Source organism: Janthinobacterium sp. BJB304 (genome assembly GCF_002735765.1).
Taxonomy (GTDB): Bacteria; Pseudomonadota; Gammaproteobacteria; order Burkholderiales; family Burkholderiaceae_D; genus Janthinobacterium.
The window spans coordinates 171224-194138 of sequence record NZ_PDZN01000014.1 but is presented as its reverse complement, the minus strand read 5'-3'; the positions used below and the strand labels follow the sequence as shown (position 1 = coordinate 194138).

The following is a 22915-nucleotide window of genomic DNA, read 5'->3' as shown; positions in this document are numbered from 1 at the left end:
GTTATAGTTCGTAGTGCTCTTTATCACCGCTCATCGCCTGCTCGATGAGCTTGCGGTTCAAGGTCGGCGTCAGCAACTCGATAAAGGTATAAATATAGCTGCGCAAATACGCGCCCTGCTTGACGGCCACGCGCGACACATTCATGCCGAACAGGTGCCCGACAGGGATGGCGCGCAAGCCTTTGTCGCGCTCGGCATCGAAGGCCATACCCGCTATGATACCAATCCCCATGCCCAACTCGACATAAGTCTTGATCACGTCGGCGTCGATGGCCTCGAGCAAGATGTCCGGCTTCAGGCCGCGCAGCACGAAAGCATGGTCGATCTTGTTGCGTCCGGCGAACGCGCTATCATAGGTAATCAGGGGGAAGGCGGCGATTTCTTCCAGGGTCACGGACTTCGATTTGAGCAGCGGATGGTCGACCGGCACCACCACCACGTGTTCCCATTGATAGCATGGCAAGGTGATCAGGCCATCGATGGCGGCGATCGATTCCGTGGCGATGGCGAGATCCGCCTGGTCGCGCTGCACCATCTCGGCGATCTGGCGCGGATTTCCTTGCAGTAAAGACAATCGCACCTTCGGGAACTTCAGCATGAAGGCTTGCACCACCTTGGGCAAGGTGTAGCGCGCCTGCGTATGCGTAGTGGCAATGGTAAAGCTGCCGCTGTCCTGCGCCGCGAATTCCTTGCCGATGCGCTTCATGCTGTCGATTTCCTGCATAATCAGCTCGACGGACTCCAGCACCAGGCGGCCCGGCTCCGTCAGGCCGCGGATGCGCTTGCCGTGGCGCGTAAAAATATCCACGCCCAGTTCCTCTTCCAGCTCGATGATGGCTTTCGATACGCCCGGTTGCGACGTGAACAAGGCCTTGGCGGCGTCCGTCAGGTTGTAGTTCTGCCGGACCGCTTCGCGCACGAAGCGCAGTTGATGGAGATTCATTGCTGGTTTGCCCTAGATTGCCGTGATTTGCCGAGTTTCCGCCCCACCCATGATTTTGCATGCATGCATATACGCATATCGCATATAAGCAAATGCGTACTTAGTAGTTTGGAATAAACACTAAGTTTATTACTATTGCGAGTACTTTGGGGGTGCAAGCATGACTTTGTCTTATATAGTCTCAGGATTTGCCGTAGGATTACTCGTAGGAATGACCGGCGTGGGCGGCGGCTCGCTGATGACGCCGCTGTTAACCCTGCTGTTTGGCGTACCGCCTTCCGTGGCGGTGGGTACCGACCTGGCCTTCGCCTCGATCACCAAGAGCGCCGGCACCCTGACGCACCGCCTGCGCGGCACCATCCGCTGGGATATCGTCAAGCGCCTGTGCATCGGCGCCCTCCCCGCCGCCGTCATCGCGACCCTGGCGCTCAAATCGTTCGGCACCCTGTCGCCGCAAATCGGCCAGATCATCCGTTACTCGATCGCCGGCTCCGTGCTGCTGACCGTCGTAGCACTGATCTTCAAGGGCCGCATGCTGGCCTGGATCAATGCCCACCCTGAGAAACAATTACAAGGCAACAAGCTTGCCGCCGCGACCATCATTGCCGGCGCCGTGCTGGGCGTGCTGGTGACGGTGTCGTCGATCGGCGCCGGCGCCATCGGCGCGACCTTGCTGGTGATGCTGTATCCACGCATGAGCTCGGCCGAAGTGGCGGGCACCGACATCGCCTACGCCGTGCCCCTGACGGCCATCGCCGCGCTGGGCCACTGGTGGCTCGGCTCCATCCACTGGGAATTGCTGGCTTCCTTGCTGGTCGGCTCCCTGCCCGGCATCACGCTCGGCTCCTGGGTCGCGCGATCCGTGCCGGAACAGTTTTTAAGAGTCTTGCTGGCGATGACCTTGACCGGCGTGGCAGTGAAGCTAATCTATTAATGACCGAACAAGTGACAAGAGCAGTATCAAGAACATCATCCCAGGCAATCTTCCAGCACCCCGGCTTTTTTAGGAATTGATATGTACCATTACGATCAGTACGACCACCTCATCATCAAAGAACGCATCGCCCAGTACCGAGACCAGGTTGCGCGCCGTATCGCCAATGAACTGACGGAAGAGGAATTCATTCCGCTGCGCCTGCAAAACGGCCTGTACATGCAACGCCACGCCTACATGCTGCGCATCGCCGTGCCGTACGGCTTGCTGTCGTCCAAGCAGATGCGCATGTTCGCGCACATCGCGCGCAAGTATGACCGCGGCTATGGCCACTTCACCACGCGCCAGAACATCCAGTTCAACTGGATTGAGCTGGAACAGACGCCCGATATCCTGACGGACCTCGCTTCCGTGGAAATGCACGCGATCCAGACGTCCGGCAACTGTATCCGTAATACAACATCGGACCCGTTTGCGGGCGTCGCCGCCGATGAAATCATCGATCCGCGCCCGTACGCGGAAGTATTGCGCCAGTGGAGCACCTTCCACCCCGAGTTCATCGCCCTGCCGCGCAAATTCAAGGTCGCCATCAATGGCGCCGAGGAAGACCGCGCCGCCATCGCCGTGCACGACATCGGCTTGACGGCCGTGCGCAACGAAGCCGGCGAAGTGGGCTTCAAGGTGATGGCGGGCGGCGGCATGGGTCGCACGCCGATCCTGGGCAGCGTCGTGCGCGACTTCCTGCCATGGCAGCACTTGCTGACGTACATCCAGGCCATCATGCGCGTGTACAACTTGCACGGCCGCCGCGACAACAAATACAAGGCACGCATCAAGATCCTGTTGAAAGCCATCGGCGTGGAAGAATTCACGCGCCAGGTGGAAGCGGAGTGGGTCGACTTGAAGGATGGCCCGGAAACCTTGACGGCCGAGGAAATGCAGCGCGTGGCGGACTTCTTCAATCCCCCCGCCTACCTTGCCCTGCCAGAACTCGATTACCAGGCCGAACACGCGGACAACAAGGCGTATGTAAATTGGCTGGCGCGCAACGTCAAGCCGCACCAGCGCCCCGGCTACGTGGCCGTGGTACTGTCCCTGAAGAAAACGGGCGTGCCGCCAGGCGACGCGACGGCCGAGCAGATCGACTTCGTGGCCGATCTGGCCGACCGCTACAGCTTTGGCGAACTGCGCGTGACGCATGAACAAAACCTGGTGCTGGCCGACGTGGAACAGTCGAAACTGTTCGCACTGTGGCAGGAAGCCAAGGCGCACGGCCTGGCCACGCCGAACATCGGTTTGCTGACGGACATGATCTGCTGCCCGGGCGGCGATTTCTGCTCGCTGGCGAACGCCAAGTCGCTGCCGATCGCGGCCGCCATCGCGGAACGCTTCGACAGCATCGACTTCCAGCACGACATCGGCGAGATCGAACTGAATATTTCCGGCTGCATCAATGCCTGCGGCCACCATCACGTGGGCAGCATCGGCATCCTCGGCGTCGACAAGGATGGCAGCGAATGGTATCAAGTGTCGATCGGCGGCGCGCAAGGCAACAACGCGGCCATCGGCAAGATTATCGGACCATCGTTCTCTTCCCTGCAGATGCCTGAAGTCATCGGCCGCCTGCTGCACGTCTACGTGCGCGACCGCCATGAAGGCGAGCGCTTCGTCGATACGGCCCAGCGCCTGGGCCTGGCGCCGTTCAAGGAACACGTATATGCAACGCCGATCACGGTCGGCAACCTGGTGGGAGAAGACGAATATGTTTGAAGTACGCGAAGAAATCATCAAGAACGCCGCCGTGGTGCCGAATACCTGGGGCTTGCTGCGCCTCGATGAGACCGACACGCCGGAAACGGTGGTCGTGCCTGCCGGCAAGGTCATCGTCCCCCTGCCCGTGTGGCAAGCACAGCGCGAGACCCTGCTGGCGCGCCTGCCCGACATCGGCGTGTGGCTGGCCAGCGACGAACGGCCGGAAGACCTGGCGGCCGACGTGGCGCAACTGCCCGTCATCGGCGTGGACTTTCCGAAATTCACGGATGGCCGCGGCTATTCCATCGCGTTCAATTTGCGCGCCCGCCTGGGTTTCCAGGGTGAATTGCGCGCCATCGGCGACGTGCTGCGCGACCAGCTGTTTTCCATGCACCGCGTCGGCTTCGATGCCTATGCGACGCGTCCGGACCGCAGCATCCATGACGCCCTGAAAGGTTTGTCGGTCTTTTCGGAAACCTACCAGGCCTCGTGGGATCAGAAATCGCCGCTGTTCCGCCGCCACCACCGCGAAGGCCAGAATCCTGACCTCGACAACGCGGCCGGCATCTGAGGACCCATCATGAGCGATCTGACTTCTTTGATTCACGCCACCGAGCAAACGCTGACACGCATCGCCGCGGACTTTTCGCCGGCCGTGTTCGCGTCCAGCCTGGCAGCCGAAGACATGGTGCTGACCGACATGATTCTCAAGGCGAAGTTGCCAATCGGCATCTTTTCCCTGGAAACGGGACGGCTGCACCAGGAAACCCTGGCCGTGCTCGACAAGGTGAAAACCCGCTACGGCCACGACATTACCCTGTACCGCCCGCAGCCGGAGCTTGTCGCTTCCTACGTGGAACAGAACGGCCTCAACGCCTTCTACAACAGCGTCGAGATGCGCCGCGAATGCTGCCGCATCCGCAAGGTCGAGCCGCTGGGCCGCGCCCTGGCCGGCAACAAGGCCTGGATCACGGGCCAGCGCCGCGCCCAGTCCACCACGCGCGCAGAATTGCACGTACAGGAAGACGACGCGGCGCATGCGATGACGAAATTCAATCCGCTGGCCGACTGGTCCGAGCAGGATGTGTGGGACTATATCCGTGCCAACGACGTGCCGTACAACGCGCTGCACGACCAGGGCTACCCGTCCATCGGCTGCGAACCGTGCACGCGTGCGGTGCAGCCGGGCGAAGATGTGCGCGCCGGGCGTTGGTGGTGGGAAAACCCCGACTCCAAGGAATGCGGCCTGCACATGGTGGACGGCAAGTTGATCCGCATCAAATCCGTGGCAGCCTGAACAGACACACAGAACAAGAAAGCATCCAATATGAGCAATATTTTGAACCAGCGTCACCTCGACAGCCTTGAGTCGGAAGCCATCCACATCATGCGCGAAGTGGCGGCCGAATCGGCCAATCCCGCCCTGCTGTTTTCCGGCGGCAAGGATTCCGTCGTCCTGCTGCGCCTGGCCGAGAAAGCCTTCCGCCCAGGCAAATTTCCTTTCCCCCTCGTGCATATCGACACGGGCCACAACTTCCCGGAAGTCATCACTTTCCGCGACAAGAAAGTGGCGGAACTGGGCGAGCGCCTGATCGTCGGCTCCGTGGAAGACTCGATCCAGCGCGGCACCGTGCGCCTGCGCAACCCGGCCACGGATTCGCGCAATGCGGCCCAAGCCGTGACCTTGCTGGAAACCATCGCCGAACATGGCTTTGACGCCTGCATTGGCGGCGCGCGCCGCGATGAAGAGAAGGCCCGCGCCAAGGAACGCATTTTTTCCTTCCGCGACGAATTTGGCGCCTGGGACCCGAAAGCCCAGCGCCCCGAGCTGTGGGACTTGTATAACACGCGCGTGCATCCCGGTGAAAACATGCGTGTCTTCCCCATCTCGAACTGGACGGAGCTGGACGTGTGGCAATACATCGCCCGCGAGAAACTGGAATTGCCGCCGATCTACTTCGCGCATGAGCGCCAGGTGATCCCGCGCAACGGCCTGCTGGTGCCGCTGACGGATCTGACGCCGCCGCGCGACGGCGAAACGGTGGAAACGCAAGTCGTGCGCTTCCGCACGGTGGGCGATATCTCGTGCACCTGCCCCGTGTCGTCCGACGCGGCGACGGTGGACGCCATCATCGCCGAGACGGCAATCACGCAAATCACGGAACGTGGCGCCACCCGCATGGATGACCAGACTTCCGAAGCCTCGATGGAAAAACGCAAGAAAGCAGGGTATTTCTAATGAACGCAGCAATCTCCAGCACCACTCTCACCGACAGCGTTGAACGCGGCATGTTGCGCTTTATTACAGCCGGTTCCGTCGATGACGGCAAGAGCACCCTGATCGGCCGTTTGCTGTTCGACAGCAAGGGCATCTTCGCCGACCAGCTCGACGCCATGTCGCGCTCCAAGCACAAGCGCACGGTGGGCGACACGGTCGACCTGTCCTTGCTGACGGACGGCCTGGAAGCGGAACGCGAACAAGGCATCACCATCGACGTGGCCTACCGCTACTTTGCCACGCCGAAGCGCAAGTTCATCATCGCCGACACGCCGGGCCATGAGCAGTACACGCGCAACATGGTCACAGGCGCCTCCACGGCCGACGCCGTCATCATCCTGATCGACGTGTCGAAAGTCAAACTTGGTGACGACGGCAGCGTGGAACTGCTGATCCAGACCAAACGTCATTCGACGATTGCCCATTTGCTGCAGATCGAGCACGTGGTCGTGGCCGTCAACAAGATGGACCTGGTCGATTATGATGAAACGGTGTACAACCGCATCGTCGCCGCCTACCGCGAATTTGCCCAGTCGCTGGGCCTGAAGGACATCACGCCGATTCCATTGTCCGCATTAACGGGCGACAATGTCGTCGAGCGCGGCGACAAGCTGGGCTGGTACACGGGCCCGACCCTGATCGAGCTGCTTGAGTCCTTGTCCGTCTACGACGAATCGCACGACACGCCATTCCGCTTCCCCGTGCAGCTGGTGGCGCGCCACAACGGCCACGAAGCAAACGACTTCCGCGGCTACATGGGCCGCATCGAGGCGGGCAAGGTCAGCATCGGCGACACCCTGGTGGTGCAGCCATCGGGCCAGACGGCGACAGTGAAAGACATCGTCACCCTCGACGGTTCGCTGCCGACGGCCGTGGTGGGCCAGTCCGTGACCCTGCTGCTCAATGAATACCTGGACATCTCGCGCGGCGACTTGCTGGCCAGCAGCGAGCGCCCCGCCACCTTGCTCAAGCAGGTAGTGGCCGACGTGTGCTGGCTGTCGGAAGACGCGCTGGACCTGCGCCGCAAATACTGGATCAAGCACGGCACCAGGCAGACGGCGGCCAAGGTGACGGCGATCGAATCGATCCTCGACATCAATACGCAGCAGCGCCATCCGGCCGAAGGCTTGAAGCTCAACGACATCGCCCGCATCAGCCTGAACGTGCAGCAGGCGCTGGCGGCCGATGCGTATGCCGATATCCGCGCCACGGGGGCATTCATCCTGATCGATGAAGTCACCCACCAGACCGTGGCCGCGGGCATGGTCCGGCTGTAAGCCGCGTCCCCACCAAGAAAGGCAGCCATATGAACAGCTCCCCATCTCTCCCCGGCAAGGTCTACCTGATCGGCGCCGGCCCCGGCGCGCAAGACCTGATGACCTTGCGTGGCGCCCGCCTGCTGGCGCAGGCCGATGTCGTGCTGCACGACGCGCTGGTCACCGAAGAGATGCTGGAGCTGTGCCCACAGGCGCAAAAAATCCTGGTCGGCAAGCGCTGCGGCCAGTTGTCGACGGCGCAGGCGTTTATTAACAAGCAACTGCTCGACAACGCGCGCAAGCACGCCGTCGTGGTGCGCCTGAAAGGGGGCGATCCCATGCTGTTCGGCCGTGCCGACGAGGAATTGCGGGCGCTGGAAGAAGCGGGCATCGCCGTCGAAGTGGTCCCAGGCATTACCACGGCGCTGGCGGCGGCGGCCGCAACACAGCAGCCGCTGACCAAGCGGGGCGTGTCGCGCAGCGTGGCCTTTTTCACGTCCAGCACGGCGCCGGGCGAACCGGACCAGACGCGCATTCCCGACTGCGACACCCTGGTGCAATACATGGGTGGCCGCGAAGCCATCGCCACGGCGCAGCGCTTGCTGGCCCAGGGCCGCCGTGCTGACACCCCGGTGGTGGTGATAGAAAACTGCAGCCGCCCGGACCAGCGCATCGTGCGCCTGACGCTGAGCGCCCTGGCGCACGGCCTGGGCGACACCCACGGCCCCGTGCTGGTGATGCTGGGCGACGCGATGGCCGCGCGCGCGCACCAGTCCATCGAAGAAACGGCCGCCATTCTGGCGCGCCATGCTTGAATAAACACAGCGTATTTTACCGACTTTAAAGTCAGTAACCGACGTCGTCCGGGGAAACATGATACGATGCTCACGCATCTTTTCTCGAGAAGTTGTTGCGTGATAGCAATAAATTCACGCTTCGCCCCGCCATAGCGCTTGCCGTGCGGTATCCCGGCTGACCCTCCCCGAAAAAAGCTGCGCCCGCAGGCTGCAATACCGCGCCGCGCAACTTTAGCCTTACGACCACACATGAATTTCACCTCCATGCGCGAAGCCCTGACTTCGCTCAGCCGCAGCAATGTCGGCGTCGCCAGCGCCGTGCTGCTCAGCATGCTCGCCTCCATCGCCCTGTGGACGGTCTTCCCGAATATCGACGATGAAAACCACTTATTGGAATGGCTGCAGGCGCTGTTCCTGGCCCTGGCTTGCACCGTGCACGGCGTGCGCGCCTGGCAAGAGACTGACCGCCAGTCCCTGCGCTTCCTCATGCATGCGGGCCTGTGCGCGCTGCTGTTCGGCTTCCTGCTGCGCGAACTCGATATCGACCAGTTCGGCACGGCGCCCGCCTGGGCGCAGCTGGAAAAAGCCCTGCGTCTGGTGGAGTTGCTGATCCTGATACGCTTGCTGATCTTCTTCGCGCCGCGCGCGCGCAAGGTGTTTGCCCATGCGCCGCAGATTTTCAGCATGCGCATCACCATCCTGACGGCCATCGGCGGCTTGCTGATGGTCGCTGGCTGGCCTTTCGACAAGAAGGTCTTTCATGGCATGCCGGACGCCTACGCGCTGCTCGGTGAGGAAGTGCTCGAATTGGGCGCCTATTTGCTGCTGTTCCTCGCTTCGCTGTCCGACAGCACAGCCGCCGTCCGCATCAGCCTGGCGCCGAAGAAGAAAGCGGCTTAAGCAACTTCAAACGATGACGGCAGCGGCAGCAGCCGCTGCAAGGTCGCGGCCACGCGCAGCAGGCGCGGGTCGTCGTCCCCGGCCTCGTCGCAGGTATCGTTGATGCAGAAAAACGGCAAGCTGCCGAAACGCGCCGCCAGTTCCTCAAGCTGCTGCGGTGCCTGCGCATCGCCGCTGGCGATATGCAGCGGGTCGAGCATGCGCGAGCGCGCAATCCCCTGATGCACCATCCAGCGCGGCACCAGGTCGGGCAGCAATGCCGGCACCTGCCACGAGCGGAACACCGTCTCGCGCACAGCGGCAAACATGGCCGGCGCCAGCCCTTCCAGCGCATGCAGCGCGCTTTTCAGCATGGGCCGCGGCGCATGCGCATACAGGCGCGGTTCATGCAGGTAAGCGGGGTACTGCGCCGACAGCCATTGCCGCGACAAGGTCGCGCAATTGACGGGCGCCGCCACGTCGGCGCGCAAGCCCGGCACATCATCGTGCAGCGCGCTCTCCGTGAAAACACTCAAACGCCGGTCCCCTTCTCCGCCAAACCAGAATGCAGGCTCGAACGGCGCGCCGAAAAATACGTCGTCGTTCAGATACAGGAAGCGTTCGGACAATCCCGGAATATGGTGCAGGTACGATTCGATATGACCGGAGTCGAACACCGGCAGGGAGGCATCGGGCATCAGGCTCGCATGGTCGATCACCGTCAGGCGCTTTGATGCGCGCAGCCAGTGGGGCACTTGCCGGTCCGTCAGCAGATAGATGTGTCCATGGCCGGGAAAGAAACGCTCGAGCGCGCGCAGGTTGTAGCGCAGTTCGCCGTTGTCGCGGTAGCGCCCCGCCACGTTGCCGTGCAGGGCCAGCTGGCCGGGATGCGCCTGCGCCCAGGCGGCATAGGCGTGTCGCCGGCGCGCGCGCCAGGCGGGATCGGCGCCGTCTACCCACAGGTAGACGATGTCGATGCCGCTCAAGGCAAAGGGCTGGAACCTGGCGCCGCCACGCAGTAATCGGCGATGGCGGCGAGCACGCTGGCGTTCTCGCCCACCGCCTCGACCACCTTCAGGCGCAGTGCCGGATGCTGCTGGCGCAGTTCTTCCAGCAGCAACGGCAAGTCGCGCAGCACATGCCCGCCCTGCCCCAGGAACACGGGCACCACGGTGACGTCGAGGATGGCGCCGGCGGGCAGCTCGGCCAGCAGACTCGCCACCAGCTCGGGCAGGCGTGGCGTCATCAGTTCCAGGAAGGCCAGGTGCACGCTGGCGCCGGGCATGCGCGCCTGGGTCAGGTCGCGCAGCCGCTCGAAGGGGGCGGCCCACGATGCGGCGCGCGCGCCATGGGCAAACAAGATCAATGCCTGTTTCACGTTCGTCTCCATCAGTGCCGCTCCACCCACCACAGGGCGCCCAGCGCCAGCAGCAGATACAGGGCGCTCGGCGCCACCGCCGTCAGGAAGGCCGGCCAGGTGCTGAGCAAGCCAAGATGCGAGAACAGGGTGTTGACCAGCATGAAGCTCACGCCGATCATGATGCCGATGAAGATCTTCAGGCTGATGCCGCCGCTGCGCGTATGCATGTAGGCGAACGGCAGCGCCAGCGCCATCAGCACGAAGATGGCCAGCGGATCGATCAGCTTTTTCCAGAAAGCGATGCGGAAACGCTCGGTTTCCTGCTTGTTCTCGGCCAGGTGGCGCGTGTACACGGCCAGTTCGCTGGCCGACATGCGCTCGGGGTCGGACGCCGACACCGTCAGGATCTTCGGCGTCACTTCCGACGTCATGTCCTTGCTGGCGCTCTGCACCGTGCGCACCAGACTCGTTTCCTGCCCATAGTAGTTCGCCAGCTTTGGCTCGAAGCCGGGCGAGGTGGCCGCGCTGTTCGAGAACGAGGTTTCCGTCACATCGGTCAGACGCCAGATATTATTGCCCCGATACGTCGCGCCTTTGGCCACGGTCAGGGTGCGCAAACGCATATCGGTGTCGAATTCATACAGCTTGACGTTTTTCAGCTGGCCGTCCGCACGCGCTTCGCCCACATTGAAAAAGCGCGAGCCGGTGACGGTACCCGTCAGGCCGTCGCTCTTGACCATGTCCTTGGTCCACAGGCCCGAGCGAAACTCGCTCGACACGGCCGCGCCGCGCGAGGTCAGCTTGAGGCGTTCGGCCAGCGGCTCCGTGCGCGGCGTGATCACCTCGCCGAAGATGAAGGTGATGACGACGAAGACGATACCGATGCGGAACAGGAAACCAGCGGCCATCGCCGTCGACATGCTCGATGCGCGCATGATGGTAAATTCGGAACTGGCGGCAAACTGCGCCATCGTGTAGATGGTGCCGATCAGCGCCGCGATCGGCATCACCTCGTACACGTGCCCCGGCACCAGCACCAGCACATACAGGAAGGCATACTGGATGGTGTAGCCGTTGCGGCCCACCTTGGGCAACTCGCCCGTCAGGTCGATGAAGGCTTGCAAAGCCAGAAAGGCCAGCAGCACGAACAGCACCGCCTGGAATATCGAGACCGCAAAATAGCGCTGTAAAATCTTCATTTCGATACCGCTTTACTTGGTTTGCCGGCGCGGCGCGCGCGCTTGAAAGCCGCCAGCAGGACCAGCGGATGATAGCGGTGATTCACATTCAGGCGCCACGCAAACAGCGCAACCACGGCCAGCGCCGCCAGCAGGTGCAGCGGCCACCAGGCCAGACCGAAGGTCAGGCGCCCCTGTTTCACGCTCGCTTCGACGACCTTGATCAGATTGCTGTAGGTGAAGAAAATCAGCAGGGCGATGATCAGGTTGGCCGAACTGCCGGCACGCGGATTGACAAAGCCCAGCGGAATGGCCAGCAGGATCAGCATCAGGCCGATCAGCGGCGCACTGACCCGCCACAGCAACTCGGCCATGGTGTAGGGATTCGGATCGGCGACCAGGGCCATGGTGCTCATGGCGCGCACGCCCAGTTCCGCGCCCAGTTCCTGCTGCTTGCTCTCGATGCGCATGATGTACTGCTCGAATTCCATGGTCTGGAAGTCCGCCTGTGTCGGCACGCCCTGGTAGCGGCGGCCGCTCTTGAGCACCAGGAAGCGTTCGCCCTTGGCGTCGGTATTGATCACGCCTTCCTTCGCGACGACGACGACGGCGCTGCCTTTTTCATCGACGGTATTGACGAAGACGTTCTGCACCACGTTCTTTTCGCCGCTAGCGCCCTCGACGAAAAAGATGCGGTTGCTGCCGGCCGATTCGCGGAACTGGCCCGGCGTGACTTTCTGCAGGTCTTCGCGCTTTTCAAAGCGCGCCACATATTCATCGCTTTTCTTTTGCGCCCACGGCGTGGCGTACAAACTCAGGATGCCGGTGGCCAGCACCAGCGGCAGGCCGAAGCTGAGCACGGGCCAGATCCAGCGCGACAGGCTCAGGCCCGAGGCGAACCACACCACCATCTCCGACTCCTTGTAGCTGCGCGTCACGACCATCAGCACCGAAATGAATCCGGTGAGGATGATGATGGTGGGCAGCTGCATCAGGGCGGAAAAGACCATCAGGGACATGACGTCGGCCGACGCGATCTTGCCGCCCGCCGCCTTGCCGAGAATACCGATCAGCATCCAGGTGAGCAGGATGCTGAACAAAACAGTGAAGGTGGCCCCGGCGGCACTAGCCAATTCACGTCGAAGGGCGCGTTGAAAGATCATTCGGAGTTTATAATTCGGGTCAGTTAGTTGAGTAACACGTTACTAGTAAATGAAAACGGAGAACCAAATGGACTTTAGCATAAAAGCATTCGATACCAAGAGCACCCTCGGCACGGCCAAAAGCGGATGCATCGCGGTTGCGGTATTCGAAAACAAAAAACTGTCGCCAGCGGCAAAATCGCTGGACAGCAAGGGTGCGATTTCGGCTGCGCTGAAGTCCGGCGACATCAGCGGCAAGCCTGGCAGCACCTTGCTGCTGCGCGCAGTCGATGGCGTCGCCGCCGAACGTGTTCTGCTGGTAGGCATGGGCAGCGATGACACTGTCAGCGAAAAAAGCTTCGCAACCGGCGTACAAGCCGCGCTGAAGGCCTTCGGCTCGCTGGGCGCTGCGGACGCCATTATCGCATTACCGCTGGCTGAAGTGAAAGAGCGCGACGTAAATTGGGCAATCCGTTGCGTGGTGCAAGCAGCACATGACAGCGAATACCGCTGCGACTCGCAAAAAAGCAAAAAAGATCCGGCGCCGGCAGGCGTGCGCAAGATCGTCCTGGCAGCGCCAGCAACGGCAGCCACGCGCGGCGCGCTGGCGCAAGCCATCGCCATCGCCAACGGTTCCGACCTGACGCGCAAGCTGGGCGACCTGCCGGCGAACATCGCCAATCCGACTTACCTGGCCAGCACGGCCAAGCAGCTGGCCAAGGACTACAAGTTCGAAGTCGAAGTGCTGGACCGCAAACAGCTCGAAGCGCTGAAGATGGGCAGCTTCCTGTCCGTCACCAACGGCAGCGAGCAGCCGCCGAAATTCATCGTCCTGAAACACATGGGCGGCAAGGCCAAGGATGCGCCGGTGGTCCTGGTCGGCAAGGGCATCACCTTCGACACGGGCGGCATTTCGATCAAGGCCGGTCCCGGCATGGATGAAATGAAGTACGACATGTGCGGCGCCGCCTCGGTGCTGGGCACCTTCCGCGCCATCGGCGAAATGAACCTGAAGCTGAACGTCATCGGCGTCATCGCCGCGTGCGAAAACATGCCGTCGGGCCGCGCCACCAAGCCGGGCGACATCGTCACCTCCATGAACGGCCTGACCATCGAAGTGCTGAACACGGACGCCGAAGGCCGTCTGGTGCTGTGCGACGCGCTGACCTACGCCGAACGCTTCAAGCCGGCAGCCGTGGTCGATATCGCCACCCTGACGGGCGCTTGCGTCGTCGCCCTGGGCCACCACAACAGCGGCCTGTTTACGCGCAGCGATGTGGCGCATGACCAGCTGGCCAATGAACTGCTGGCAGCGGGCAAGCAATCGAGCGACACGGCATGGCGCATGCCGATCGAAGAGGCGTACAACGAACAGCTGAAGTCGAACTTCGCCGACCTGGCCAACATCGGCACGCCAGGCGGCGGCTCGGTGACGGCAGCGGCCTTCCTGGAAAACTTCACCAAGAAGTACACCTGGGCGCATCTGGACATCGCCGGCACGGCATGGAAATCGGGCGGATCGAAGGGCGCGACCGGCCGTCCAGTACCACTGCTCACCACGTTCCTGATCAACCGGGTATAACGCCAGACCAAACCTACTGCGCGGGGCTATTGGCGGCCGGCGATGCTCGCTGTACATAAAGTACAGCTGCGCTTCTCGGCCACCACTAGCTCCCGCTCGCTACGGTTTTGTCAGGCGTCGTTACGCAAGAAGACAGCCGCCACGGTCACTGACCCTGGCGGTTTTTTCATGCGTGGCGTATTAATCAGTAGACGACGGGATTGGGCAACGGCGACGGCGCCACCTTGGGCTGCACTACCGTTTCCGGCACGGCGGCCGGCGGCGGCTTCACGGCGACGGGTGCGGGCGGCGGCGCCAGACGCGCGGGGTCTTGCATGACGATGGTCAGGATCGATGGGTAGTCGAAGCCGGCGCCCGTGTTGCGGTCGACGAAATAGCCGACGCCCAGGGTCAGGATGACATTGCCCCATACGCTGCCATTGAGCTTGGGATCGATGTGGTCGTCCGTCGCGATGGCGGGAGAGCCATGCTTGCGGCAATCGACTTTCAACGGTTCCTGGCTCTTGCGGATGGTGATGCGTCCCGGCGTGGTGACGAACCACTTGCCCACGTCGTTGCTGAGGATGCAACCGGCGCCAGTCAGCTCGCGGTTGTCCTGGATGGTTTGCACCAGCACCATCTGGTCCGTGTTGCCCGTCAGGGTAGCGCAGCCGCCCAGACCAAACAGCAGCGTCCCGGCGGCAAAGGCGGCAAGGGCGGCAGACGATGGCACGCGCATGGGAAGCTCGCTTAACGGACGGGAATCGGCTGGTCGCCAGGCACGGCGACGGCGGTGACGCTGTTTTTCGGGCTGCCCTCGATCAGGCGGTCGGAATACACAAGGTAGACCAGCGCATTGCGCTTGCTGTCGACCATGCGCACGACGCGCACGTGCTTAAAGAAGATCGAGGCGCGCTCGGTGAACACTTCTTCCTGGCGCGGCAGCTTGCCCTTGAATTGCAGCGGCCCCACCTGGCGGCAAGCCACGGCCGCATCGGCCTTGTCTTCGGCCAGGCCGACAGCGCCCTTGATGCCGCCCGTCTTGGCGCGCGACAGATAGCAGCTGACGCCGGCGACGCGCGGATCATCATACGCTTCAACGACGATTTTATGGTCAGGGCCGATCAGTTTGAAGACCGTATCGACCGAACCGATGGTTTCGGCATGCGCCGCGGCGCAGGCAAAGCCCAGCACCAAAGCGGCAGGCAGCAATTTACGCATTAAATAATCCCGGGCACGCACGCAGGCGGCCATCAGTTGATGGGAGCGAAACGCTGGACCATGACGCCTTCGACTTCGATCAGTTGAAAAAACACGTCTTTCGGACGGGTCCAGATGGAACCGTCGGCGGCGCGATAGACGATCATCGGCGTCAGATCCGCTTCCAGCGTGGCTTCGCACACGAGTTCGTAAATGCCGCCCTTATAGTGCCGATAACGCATCGCCGTCCCCTCAAGCCGTTGAATCTTCGCTCTTGTCGTCGGCCAGCGCCTTCTGCTTCTGCTTCAGGCCCTGGATCACTTTCAGTATGCCTTCCATGCCGGCCGCGCCATCGGCGCCGCTGAAGGCGTCGAGCACCTCATTGAGCACCTTGTTGCGTACAGTCGCTTCATCTGAGGACATTTCCAGCGCGCGCTGGGCTTTCGCCGCCTTTTCGGCCGCGCTCACGCGCGGCTTGGTCGCCGTCTTGCCATGCGTCAGAGCTGCCTGCCAGATAACCCAGCGGCGCTGGGTCTCGAAAATCAGGTACTCATCCGGTTTGTCTTCTCTTCGCCGCACAATGTGGCCGTCACGCTGCGCCCACGCTTCAAATGCAGTTCGCATTTTCTTCCTTTGCAAATGCTACGCGCAAGTCTCACTATTAAAACTGCAACATTTCAAAATAGTACCATCTATTGATGTCGCAAAACAGTCTCATAGATACAGTACTGCAATTTATATAACAAGTCTGGCGGCGCCAGGGACGGAATTAACGTTCCGTCCCCGGCACAGTGGTCATGTAATCGGAATAGCAATTACAACTAATTACAACTGCTTCCTGTTCGGTTCTTAACTTGGCTGTAACAAAGCCGTGTGACACAGTTGTTACATTGTGCCATTTTAGTAGTTTTTATCGCGTTTTAGCGAGAAACTTTACACCTTTGTCGCGCCCAACGGCAAGACGCAGCCTGCCATGCCAGCCACTTATGCCAAATCAAACATAGGGGTTGATCAATGATACACAAAAACATAATATTCATGCGCCACGATTGGTTAAATGCAAATACTTTGTTAACACCGCTTTTTCCCCGCCCGTCAATCAAGCCCATGCCCGACAAGCGGGGCAGGACGCCATCGACACGCATGCGGTAAGATTCGCGCCTATCGACACCCAATCGTCACCTACTCAAGCAAGGATTTTTCCCATGAAACTCGCCACCTGGAACGTCAACTCGCTCAAAGTGCGCCTGCCGCAAGTGCTGCAGTGGCTGACCGACAACCCGGTCGACATACTGTGCCTGCAAGAAACCAAGCTCACGGATGACAAGTTCCCCGTCGCCGAGATCGAGGCGGCCGGCTACCAGGTGGTCTTCAGCGGCCAGAAGACCTACAACGGCGTGGCCATCCTGTCGAAGCTGCCGATCACCGACGTGGTAAAGAACAACCCGCGCTATGACGATGCGCAGCAGCGCATCCTGGCCGCCACCATAGGCGGCGTGCGGGTCGTCTGCGCCTACGTGCCGAACGGCCAGAGCGTCGACTCGGACAAATACGAATACAAGCTGGGCTGGCTGTCCGCCCTGCACGACTGGCTGGCCGAAGAAGCGCAGCAGCACCCGCAGCTGGCCGTCGTCGGCGACTACAATATCGCGCCCGACGACCGCGACGTGCACGACCCCGTCGCCTGGGAAGGCCAGGTACTGGTCTCGGACAAGGAACGCGCCGCCCTGCAGCGCCTGCTCGACATCGGCCTGACGGACGCTTTCCGCCTGTTCGAACAGGCGGAAAAATCGTTCAGCTGGTGGGATTACCGCCAGTTGGGCTTCCGCCTGAACAAGGGCCTGCGCATCGATCACATTCTGCTCTCGCCCGCTCTCGCAGGCCGCTGCACGGCCTGCGTGATCGACCGCGTGCCGCGCAAGTGGGAACAACCGTCCGATCATGCGCCGGTCGTGGCGACGATTGATTGAGCACCTAACATAACCTACTGCGCGTCGCGATTTGCGGCCTCCGATGCTCACTGCCTCGGCGGCCCCGTGCTTCGCACAGCTCCGCTTCTCAGCCACAACTCACTGCCGCTCGCTACGGTTCTGTTAGGCGCTCGAAGTCTTAACAACGCGTTCCAGCAAGGCCTGCGCATTGACCGCCGGCACGGGCGCGGAAAACAGATAGCCCTGCGCATAGCGGCAGCCGTTCGCCTGCAGCAGCGCGAACTGCTCCTCCGTTTCCACGCCCTCGGCCACGGCCGACAATTGCAGACTGTCGGCCAGCGCGATGATGGCCGACACGATGGCGCGGTCTTCCGCGCTGTGCTCGAGGTCCTTGATGAAGGCGCGGTCGATCTTGACCTTCTTCACGGGGAAGCGCTTCAGGTAGGCCAGGCTGGAATAGCCGGTGCCGAAATCGTCGATCGACAGGCGCAGGCCCATGCCGTTGATCTGCCGCAGAATCTCCAGGGTATGCTCGCCGTGCTGCATCAGCGCCGTCTCGGTGATCTCGAATTCCAGCAGCGAAGGATCGATCCCCGTTTCCCGCACCACGGCGCCAATCGCCGCTACCAGGCCCTTGTGCATGAACTGGCGCGGCGACAGATTCACCGCCAGCGGCACCGGCTGCAAGCCCTGGCGCTGCCAGGCCATGCTTTGCTCGCACGCCTGGCGCATCACCCACTCGCCCACCGGTACGATCAAGCCGTTTTCCTCCATGATGGGGATGAAGCGGTCCGGCAGCACCAGGCCGTGGCCGGGGCGGCGCCAGCGCAGCAGCACTTCCATGCCGTGCAGCCGGCGCGTGGCGATATCGATGACGGGCTGGTAAAACAGTTCGAACTGCTGCAGCGCCAGCGCCGTGCGCAAGCTGCTTTCCAGATCAAAATGCAGGGCCGCCGCCTGGTTCATCGTCTGCGTGAAGAACTGGTAGTTGTTGCGGCCATTGCCCTTGGCGTGGTACATGGCCGCATCGGCATGGCGCATCAGGGCATCGACATCGCCGCCGTCGTCCGGATACACGCAGATGCCGATCGACGGCGTCACGTGCAGCACATGGCCGTCGAGCGGAAAGGCGGGCGTGAGCGCCTCGATGATCTTCTCGGCCACGCGCGCCGCTTCCTCGCCGCCGCGGATGCCCGGCACCAGCACGACGAATTCGTCGCCGCCCAGGCGCGCCACCGTGTCGCTGGCGCGCACGGCGCCGCACAGCCGCGCGGCCACTTCCTTGAGCAGCAGGTCGCCCGTCATGTGGCCCAGCGAATCGTTGATGGTCTTGAAGCGGTCCAGGTCGATGAACATCACGGCCAGCTTGCGTTCCGAGCGCTGCGAGGCCAGCATGGCCCGTTCCAGCCGGTCCGACAGCAGCGCGCGGTTCGGCAAGCCCGTCAGGTTGTCGTGGTAAGCCATGTGGTGCACCCGCGCCTCGGCCTGGCGCCGCTCGACGATTTCGCCCTGCAGCAGCAGGTTGGCGCCGGCCAGTTCGGCCGTGCGTTCCTGCACGCGCAGTTCCAGTTCATCGCGCGCGCGGCGCACCGCCTCGGCCGCCTCGCGGCGCGCCGTCACGTCGTCAACCAGCCACACGGAACGGCCATGCGCATGCGCCAGGTCGAACGGCCGGCCGGACAGGCGCGCCCAGAAGCGGCTGCCATCCTTGCGCACCAGCTGGTATTCCGACATGTGCACCCTGCCCGCATCGAAATCGCGCGCCGTCTCGCCGCGCGCCACCTTCCACGCGGCCACGTCCGGATACAGCGCCTGCACCGACAGGCCGTTGATCTCGCCGGGTCCATAGCCGAACAGCTCTTCCATCTTGCTGTTGGCGCGCAAATTGTAGCCCCCCTCTATCACCGAGATGCCCAGCACGGCGCTGTCGAGGATGGCCTGGTTTTCCAGCAGCGCGTTGCGCAGCGATTCTTCGGCACGCTTGGCTTCCGTGCGGTCCTCGATGATCCAGATGGTACCGGCCGCGGGATCGTCGGGATTGACGACGTAGGCGATCAGTTGCGCCCACAAGGTCGTGCCGTCGCGGCGCATCATTTCCACTTCCGTCTGGAAGGGCTTGCCCACCGACAGGAAGGGAAAGGCTGCCGCGCCCAGCAGGTCGTAGGATTGCTGCGACACGTACAGGGCGCGCCCGGGCAAGCCCAGCGCCTCGTCGCCGCTGTAGCCGAACATCGCGGCAAAGCCCAGGTTGTAGCGCGTGATCTGGCGGTTCTTGGTGTACAGGATGCTGACCGAGGCATTCGTCATGATGGCCGCCACCTCCATCTGCGCCTGGCGGCTGGCCGTGATGTCTTCGAGGATCCAGATGGCGCCCTGCTCGCTGTGCGCCTGGTCGACGGCCTTGGCGCGGATGCGGCACCAGAACAGGCTGCCGTCGCGGCGGCGGAACAGCGATTCGTCCTGCTCGTACGGCAAGCCCTGTCCCAGCAGCGGCGTCGCTTGCACGCCGAATGCTTCGTAGGCGGCCGGCGAGGGAAACAGTTCGGCGGCGGGCATGCCCGTCATCTCTTCCTGCGCATAACCGAACATTTCGGCGAAGCGGGGATTGCAGCGCAGGATCAGGCGCGAACGCGAAAACAGGATGCCGACGGAGGCGTTGTCGAGGATGGCCTGCTGCTCGAGCATCAGCTGGCGCGTCGCCTCCTCGGCCGCCTTTTGCGCGCTGCGGTCGTCGAACAGCCAGATCGTGTCGCGCAGCGCGCGGTCGGGCTGGTTTTCCGGGTTCAGCACATAGCCGTAGGCCAGCGCCCAGAACGTGGAGCCATCGCGGCGGCGCATCTCCATCTCGCCCTGAAACGGCAAGCCGCGCCGCAGCAGGGGCGCAGCCTGCCGCACGACGTTCTCGTAGGCCGCGCGCGACGGATACAGGTCGGCGACGGCCAGGCCCACGCCGCTGTCGCCGTCGAAGCCGAAGCATTCGGCGAAGCGCCGGTTGTAGCGCAGCACGCCCTTGTCGCGCTGGAAGCCGATGGCCAGCGGCGCGTTGTCCATCACGGCCTGCATTTCCAGCATGGCGCGGCGCAGCTGGTCTTCATCGCGCCGGTGGTCGCTGATATCCTCGATGATCCAGACCGTGCCGTCATGCGTATTCAAGGGATCGACGGCGCGCCCGTGCAGGCGGCTCCAGAACAGGGTGCCGTCCTGGCGCCGCAATTCCAGCTCCGTACGGTACGGCTTGCCCTTCGACAGCAGCGGCGCCGCTTCCAGTCCCAGGGCGCGGCAATGCTCGGCGGAGCGGTACAGCACCGCGCCCGGCATGCCCGTCAACTGGTGGCGCGCATAGCCGAGCATCTCGGCGGCGCGGATATTGCATTCCTCGATAAAGCCGCCCTTGGAAAAGATGATGCCGACGGCCGCGCTTTCCAGGATGGCCTGCTGTTCCAGCAAGGTCTTGCGCAGGGCTTGCTGGTCGCGCTGCTGCACGCGGATGTCGGCAAACACGAGGGTCGCGCCCGGCAAGCCATCGTCCACCAGCAGCGGCCTCGACCATACCTGCACGGCGATGGCGCCCGCCTCCCCTTGCAGGCTGCTATCCCACTGCCGCTCGCGCCCGGCCGCGCCGAGCGCGCCGCGCAGCATGCTGCTGCTCGACGCGCGGTAGGCGTCCGTAAAACAGTCGGCCAGCAGCCGGCCCGATATATCCCTGCCCAGCAAGGACTGCAAGGCGCCATTCGCGGCCACCACCATGCCGCAGGCATCGCAGGCGCAAGCAGGCAAGGCGATCAGCTGCAAGGCGTCGGCGATGAAATCGGGACTGGTCGGTACGCGGTTCATGGACACCATGGTTCGGTTGTTGGCGGTCGAAATGCACCTGGGCAATATATTCATCAGGCATCATAGTGCTGTTAGATCATAAACCAGTTTCCCGGGGTTTTTTCATATTCCTTACTGGCAATATCTGAAACGCCACAGACCACTTGCAACACGCTTGTTGCAACGCCGTTGCACAGCAAAAATATGAAACAAATCGTTTAGAATAAAGCATGCGCCGCCCTCCCCAACCTCCGCTCGACCACCGCGACAAACCCGTCATCTGGACCGTCTCCGTCTCGCGGCTGTTCGACCTGTTCCGCGACATCACGCTCGAATACGACGACCTGGCGACGATCGAGCCGATCAACCTGGGCTTCGACGACGCCGTGCGCCACATCCGCGAACGCATGGCCACGGAGCGCTGCGACGCCGTCATTGCGGCCGGTTCCAACGGCGCCTACCTGAAAGGCCGGCTGTCGGTACCCGTCATCATCGCCAAGGCCAGCGGCTACGACGTGATGCAGGCGCTGGCGCGCGCGCGGCGCATCTCGCCGCACATCGGCGTCGTCACCTACCAGGATCCGATGCCGGAACTGGGCGAATTTGCCGCCACCTTCGGCTTCCAGATCGCGCAGCGTACCTACGCCACCGAGGAAGACGCGCGCGCGCAGATCAATGAACTGAAGGCCGAGGGCGTCAAAGCCGTCGTCGGCGCGGGCCTCGTCACCGACCTGGCCGAGGAAGCGGGCCTGGCCGCCGTCTTCGTGTATTCGGCCACGGCCATCCGGCGCGCCTTCGACGACGCGCTGGAACTGGCACGCCTGACCCAGATCGAATCGAACCGGGGGCGGCGCGCGGTGGTGGCCGACACCCTGCGCGCGCGCCACGGCCTGCACGATTTGCGCGGCGAATCGGAGGCGATGGAAGCGCTGCGCCAGTCGGTGGTGCTGTATGCGCGGTCTCCGGCGACGGTCCTGATCCAGGGCGAGACGGGCAGCGGCAAGGAACTGGTGGCGCAGGCCATCCACCGGGAAAGCCCGCGCAGCCTGGGCGCGAACCGGCCCTTCATCGCCATCAATTGCGGCGCCATCGCCGAATCCTTGCTGGAATCGGAACTGTTCGGCCACGAGGACGGGGCCTTCACGGGCGCGCGCCGGGGCGGCCATGCGGGCCTGTTCGAAGCGGCCAACCACGGCACCCTGTTCCTCGACGAAATCGGCGAAATGCCGCTGGCCCTGCAAACGCGCTTGCTGCGCGTGCTGGAAGAGCGCGAAGTGGTGCGCGTGGGCGGCACGCGGCCCATCGCCATCAACGTGCGCATCATCAGCGCCACGCATTGCGACCTGGAGCAGCGCATCCGCGAAGGACGCTTCCGCGCCGACCTGTTCTACCGCCTGGCCGTGCTGCGCCTGCATTTACCCGCCTTGCGCGAACGCGCCAGCGACATTCCAGGCCTGGCCGAATGGTCGTTGAAAAACGCGCTGGCCGCGCTGGGCGCCCGTCCGCACCCCAACCTGCATGCGGAAATCCAGGCTTGCGCGCCGCTGCTGCGCCGCTACGACTGGCCCGGCAACGTGCGCGAACTGCGCAACCTGGCCGAGCGCCTGGCCCTGTTCCTGGCAGCCGAACCGCTGCAGGCGCTCACGCCCGCCTTCGTGCTGGGCGTGGCGCCGGAACTGGCCAACGCTGCCAGCACGCCGGCGCCGCCGCCGGCGCCTGCCGCCACCGTGCCGCCGCGCCCGGAAGATGAAAGCGCCAGCGCCGTGCTGGCCCGCTTCGGCGGGCGCCGCGACGCCGCCGCCCATTACCTCGGCATCAGCCGCACCACGCTGTGGCGCCGCCTGCGCGCCGGCTGATTTTTCGGCCATACAAAAAAAACGTGGACGACTGG

20 protein-coding genes and 1 pseudogene are annotated in these 22915 nt (G+C 63.0%); 11 read left to right on the top strand and 10 right to left on the bottom strand.

The features are described from left to right. Window position 1 precedes the first annotated feature (1 nt). Window positions 2-943: a CysB family HTH-type transcriptional regulator gene (locus tag CSQ95_RS17895; RefSeq protein WP_034751505.1), complete on the bottom strand. Its 942-nt coding sequence runs from the start codon at window positions 941-943 to the stop codon at window positions 2-4. Window positions 944-1103: 160 nt separating this feature from the next. On the opposite strand from CSQ95_RS17895, the gene CSQ95_RS17890 reads away from it, so the two are divergent. From CSQ95_RS17890 to CSQ95_RS17855, 8 genes and pseudogenes are all read left to right on the top strand, one after another. Beyond that, window positions 1104-1877 (top strand): sulfite exporter TauE/SafE family protein, encoded by a 774-nt coding sequence (locus tag CSQ95_RS17890; RefSeq protein ID WP_070219465.1) that lies wholly within the window; start codon window positions 1104-1106, stop codon window positions 1875-1877. 81 nt (window positions 1878-1958) lie between these two features. Beyond that, entirely contained in the window at window positions 1959-3647 is a 1689-nt protein-coding gene (locus CSQ95_RS17885; RefSeq protein WP_070219466.1) for a nitrite/sulfite reductase, read from the top strand. Next, window positions 3640-4200: a DUF934 domain-containing protein gene (locus CSQ95_RS17880; protein ID WP_070312124.1), complete on the top strand. Its 561-nt coding sequence runs from the start codon at window positions 3640-3642 to the stop codon at window positions 4198-4200. Before CSQ95_RS17885 ends, CSQ95_RS17880 begins: the two co-directional genes overlap by 8 nt. Before the next feature lie 9 nt (window positions 4201-4209). Continuing rightward, on the top strand, window positions 4210-4926 hold the full coding sequence (locus CSQ95_RS17875; RefSeq protein ID WP_099410475.1) for a phosphoadenylyl-sulfate reductase: 717 nt from the start codon (window positions 4210-4212) through the stop codon (window positions 4924-4926). A gap of 27 nt (window positions 4927-4953) precedes the next feature. After that, a pseudogene (gene cysD, locus CSQ95_RS17870) lies at window positions 4954-5868 on the top strand (sulfate adenylyltransferase subunit CysD); the annotation flags it as partial. Beyond that, the gene (locus CSQ95_RS17865) at window positions 5868-7184 is read left to right on the top strand and encodes a sulfate adenylyltransferase subunit 1 (protein ID WP_070219470.1); all 1317 of its coding nucleotides are present in this window, start codon (window positions 5868-5870) and stop codon (window positions 7182-7184) included. The pseudogene cysD and the gene CSQ95_RS17865, both read left to right, overlap by 1 nt. A 29-nt stretch (window positions 7185-7213) precedes the next feature. Then, window positions 7214-7978, top strand: coding sequence for a uroporphyrinogen-III C-methyltransferase (gene cobA, locus CSQ95_RS17860; protein WP_099410474.1), 765 nt, complete (start codon window positions 7214-7216; stop codon window positions 7976-7978). Window positions 7979-8209: 231 nt separating this feature from the next. Beyond that, a complete protein-coding gene (locus CSQ95_RS17855) occupies window positions 8210-8860 on the top strand; it encodes a hypothetical protein (protein WP_143449998.1) in 651 nt (216 codons plus the stop codon). Here CSQ95_RS17855 and CSQ95_RS17850 read toward each other — a convergent pair. The 4 genes from CSQ95_RS17850 to lptF are packed head-to-tail and all read right to left on the bottom strand — an operon-like array spanning window position 8857 to window position 12540. Next, entirely contained in the window at window positions 8857-9825 is a 969-nt protein-coding gene (locus tag CSQ95_RS17850) for a Stealth CR1 domain-containing protein (protein WP_240453564.1), read from the bottom strand. The two genes, CSQ95_RS17855 and CSQ95_RS17850, sit on opposite strands and share 4 nt — an antisense overlap. Continuing rightward, window positions 9822-10229: a sirohydrochlorin chelatase gene (locus CSQ95_RS17845; protein WP_070219474.1), complete on the bottom strand. Its 408-nt coding sequence runs from the start codon at window positions 10227-10229 to the stop codon at window positions 9822-9824. The genes CSQ95_RS17850 and CSQ95_RS17845 overlap by 4 nt, the downstream gene beginning before the upstream one ends. Then, window positions 10229-11398 carry an LPS export ABC transporter permease LptG gene (gene lptG / locus CSQ95_RS17840; protein ID WP_099410472.1) on the bottom strand — a complete coding sequence of 390 codons (1170 nt, stop codon included), beginning with the start codon at window positions 11396-11398 and terminating at the stop codon, window positions 10229-10231. Before lptG ends, CSQ95_RS17845 begins: the two co-directional genes overlap by 1 nt. After that, a complete protein-coding gene (gene lptF / locus CSQ95_RS17835) occupies window positions 11395-12540 on the bottom strand; it encodes an LPS export ABC transporter permease LptF (RefSeq protein ID WP_099410471.1) in 1146 nt (381 codons plus the stop codon). The genes lptG and lptF overlap by 4 nt, the downstream gene beginning before the upstream one ends. Window positions 12541-12607: 67 nt before the next feature. Between lptF and CSQ95_RS17830 the strand changes: the two genes are divergently transcribed. Continuing rightward, window positions 12608-14101, top strand: a complete 1494-nt coding sequence (locus tag CSQ95_RS17830) for a leucyl aminopeptidase (RefSeq protein WP_099410470.1) — start codon at window positions 12608-12610, stop codon at window positions 14099-14101. Window positions 14102-14285: 184 nt separating this feature from the next. Here the strand turns inward: CSQ95_RS17830 and CSQ95_RS17825 are convergent, their stop codons facing one another. From CSQ95_RS17825 to CSQ95_RS17810, 4 genes are read right to left on the bottom strand one after another with little or no spacing between them, the layout of a single operon-like run. Continuing rightward, complete coding sequence (locus tag CSQ95_RS17825; RefSeq protein WP_257218096.1) at window positions 14286-14819, bottom strand: hypothetical protein; 534 nt, start codon at window positions 14817-14819, stop codon at window positions 14286-14288. Window positions 14820-14830: 11 nt separating this feature from the next. Continuing rightward, window positions 14831-15301, bottom strand: a complete 471-nt coding sequence (locus CSQ95_RS17820; protein ID WP_070219479.1) for a CreA family protein — start codon at window positions 15299-15301, stop codon at window positions 14831-14833. Between the two features lie 32 nt (window positions 15302-15333). After that, window positions 15334-15522 carry a DUF1653 domain-containing protein gene (locus CSQ95_RS17815; RefSeq protein ID WP_034782199.1) on the bottom strand — a complete coding sequence of 63 codons (189 nt, stop codon included), beginning with the start codon at window positions 15520-15522 and terminating at the stop codon, window positions 15334-15336. 10 nt (window positions 15523-15532) lie between these two features. Continuing rightward, window positions 15533-15904, bottom strand: a complete 372-nt coding sequence (locus CSQ95_RS17810; protein ID WP_070219480.1) for a hypothetical protein — start codon at window positions 15902-15904, stop codon at window positions 15533-15535. Between the two features lie 581 nt (window positions 15905-16485). Between CSQ95_RS17810 and xth the strand changes: the two genes are divergently transcribed. After that, the gene (gene xth, locus CSQ95_RS17805; protein WP_099410469.1) at window positions 16486-17250 is read left to right on the top strand and encodes an exodeoxyribonuclease III; all 765 of its coding nucleotides are present in this window, start codon (window positions 16486-16488) and stop codon (window positions 17248-17250) included. A gap of 123 nt (window positions 17251-17373) precedes the next feature. Here xth and CSQ95_RS17800 read toward each other — a convergent pair whose 3' ends face one another. Continuing rightward, complete coding sequence (locus CSQ95_RS17800; protein ID WP_099410491.1) at window positions 17374-21045, bottom strand: bifunctional diguanylate cyclase/phosphodiesterase; 3672 nt, start codon at window positions 21043-21045, stop codon at window positions 17374-17376. A 209-nt stretch (window positions 21046-21254) separates the two neighbouring features. Here CSQ95_RS17800 and prpR point away from each other — a divergent pair, with 209 nt between their 5' ends. Continuing rightward, window positions 21255-22880 (top strand): propionate catabolism operon regulatory protein PrpR, encoded by a 1626-nt coding sequence (gene prpR, locus CSQ95_RS17795; RefSeq protein WP_099410468.1) that lies wholly within the window; start codon window positions 21255-21257, stop codon window positions 22878-22880. Window positions 22881-22915 lie beyond the last annotated feature (35 nt).

Bases quoted from the DNA above. Each gene is read 5' to 3' on its own strand.
- CSQ95_RS17800 (WP_099410491.1), bottom strand. From the start codon at position 21,045: ATGAACCGCGTACCGACCAGTCCCGATTTCATCGCCGACGCCTTGCAG.
- prpR (WP_099410468.1), top strand. From the start codon at position 21,255: ATGCGCCGCCCTCCCCAACCTCCGCTCGACCACCGCGACAAACCCGTC.
- lptG (WP_099410472.1), bottom strand. From the start codon at position 11,398: ATGAAGATTTTACAGCGCTATTTTGCGGTCTCGATATTCCAGGCGGTG.
- CSQ95_RS17830 (WP_099410470.1), top strand. From the start codon at position 12,608: ATGGACTTTAGCATAAAAGCATTCGATACCAAGAGCACCCTCGGCACG.
- CSQ95_RS17825 (WP_257218096.1), bottom strand. From the start codon at position 14,819: ATGCGCGTGCCATCGTCTGCCGCCCTTGCCGCCTTTGCCGCCGGGACG.
- cobA (WP_099410474.1), top strand. From the start codon at position 7,214: ATGAACAGCTCCCCATCTCTCCCCGGCAAGGTCTACCTGATCGGCGCC.
- CSQ95_RS17855 (WP_143449998.1), top strand. From the start codon at position 8,210: ATGAATTTCACCTCCATGCGCGAAGCCCTGACTTCGCTCAGCCGCAGC.
- CSQ95_RS17895 (WP_034751505.1), bottom strand. From the start codon at position 943: ATGAATCTCCATCAACTGCGCTTCGTGCGCGAAGCGGTCCGGCAGAAC.
- CSQ95_RS17865 (WP_070219470.1), top strand. From the start codon at position 5,868: ATGAACGCAGCAATCTCCAGCACCACTCTCACCGACAGCGTTGAACGC.
- lptF (WP_099410471.1), bottom strand. From the start codon at position 12,540: ATGATCTTTCAACGCGCCCTTCGACGTGAATTGGCTAGTGCCGCCGGG.
- CSQ95_RS17875 (WP_099410475.1), top strand. From the start codon at position 4,210: ATGAGCGATCTGACTTCTTTGATTCACGCCACCGAGCAAACGCTGACA.
- CSQ95_RS17845 (WP_070219474.1), bottom strand. From the start codon at position 10,229: ATGGAGACGAACGTGAAACAGGCATTGATCTTGTTTGCCCATGGCGCG.
- CSQ95_RS17890 (WP_070219465.1), top strand. From the start codon at position 1,104: ATGACTTTGTCTTATATAGTCTCAGGATTTGCCGTAGGATTACTCGTA.
- CSQ95_RS17880 (WP_070312124.1), top strand. From the start codon at position 3,640: ATGTTTGAAGTACGCGAAGAAATCATCAAGAACGCCGCCGTGGTGCCG.
- CSQ95_RS17815 (WP_034782199.1), bottom strand. From the start codon at position 15,522: ATGCGTTATCGGCACTATAAGGGCGGCATTTACGAACTCGTGTGCGAA.
- xth (WP_099410469.1), top strand. From the start codon at position 16,486: ATGAAACTCGCCACCTGGAACGTCAACTCGCTCAAAGTGCGCCTGCCG.
- CSQ95_RS17810 (WP_070219480.1), bottom strand. From the start codon at position 15,904: ATGCGAACTGCATTTGAAGCGTGGGCGCAGCGTGACGGCCACATTGTG.
- CSQ95_RS17885 (WP_070219466.1), top strand. From the start codon at position 1,959: ATGTACCATTACGATCAGTACGACCACCTCATCATCAAAGAACGCATC.
- CSQ95_RS17820 (WP_070219479.1), bottom strand. From the start codon at position 15,301: ATGCGTAAATTGCTGCCTGCCGCTTTGGTGCTGGGCTTTGCCTGCGCC.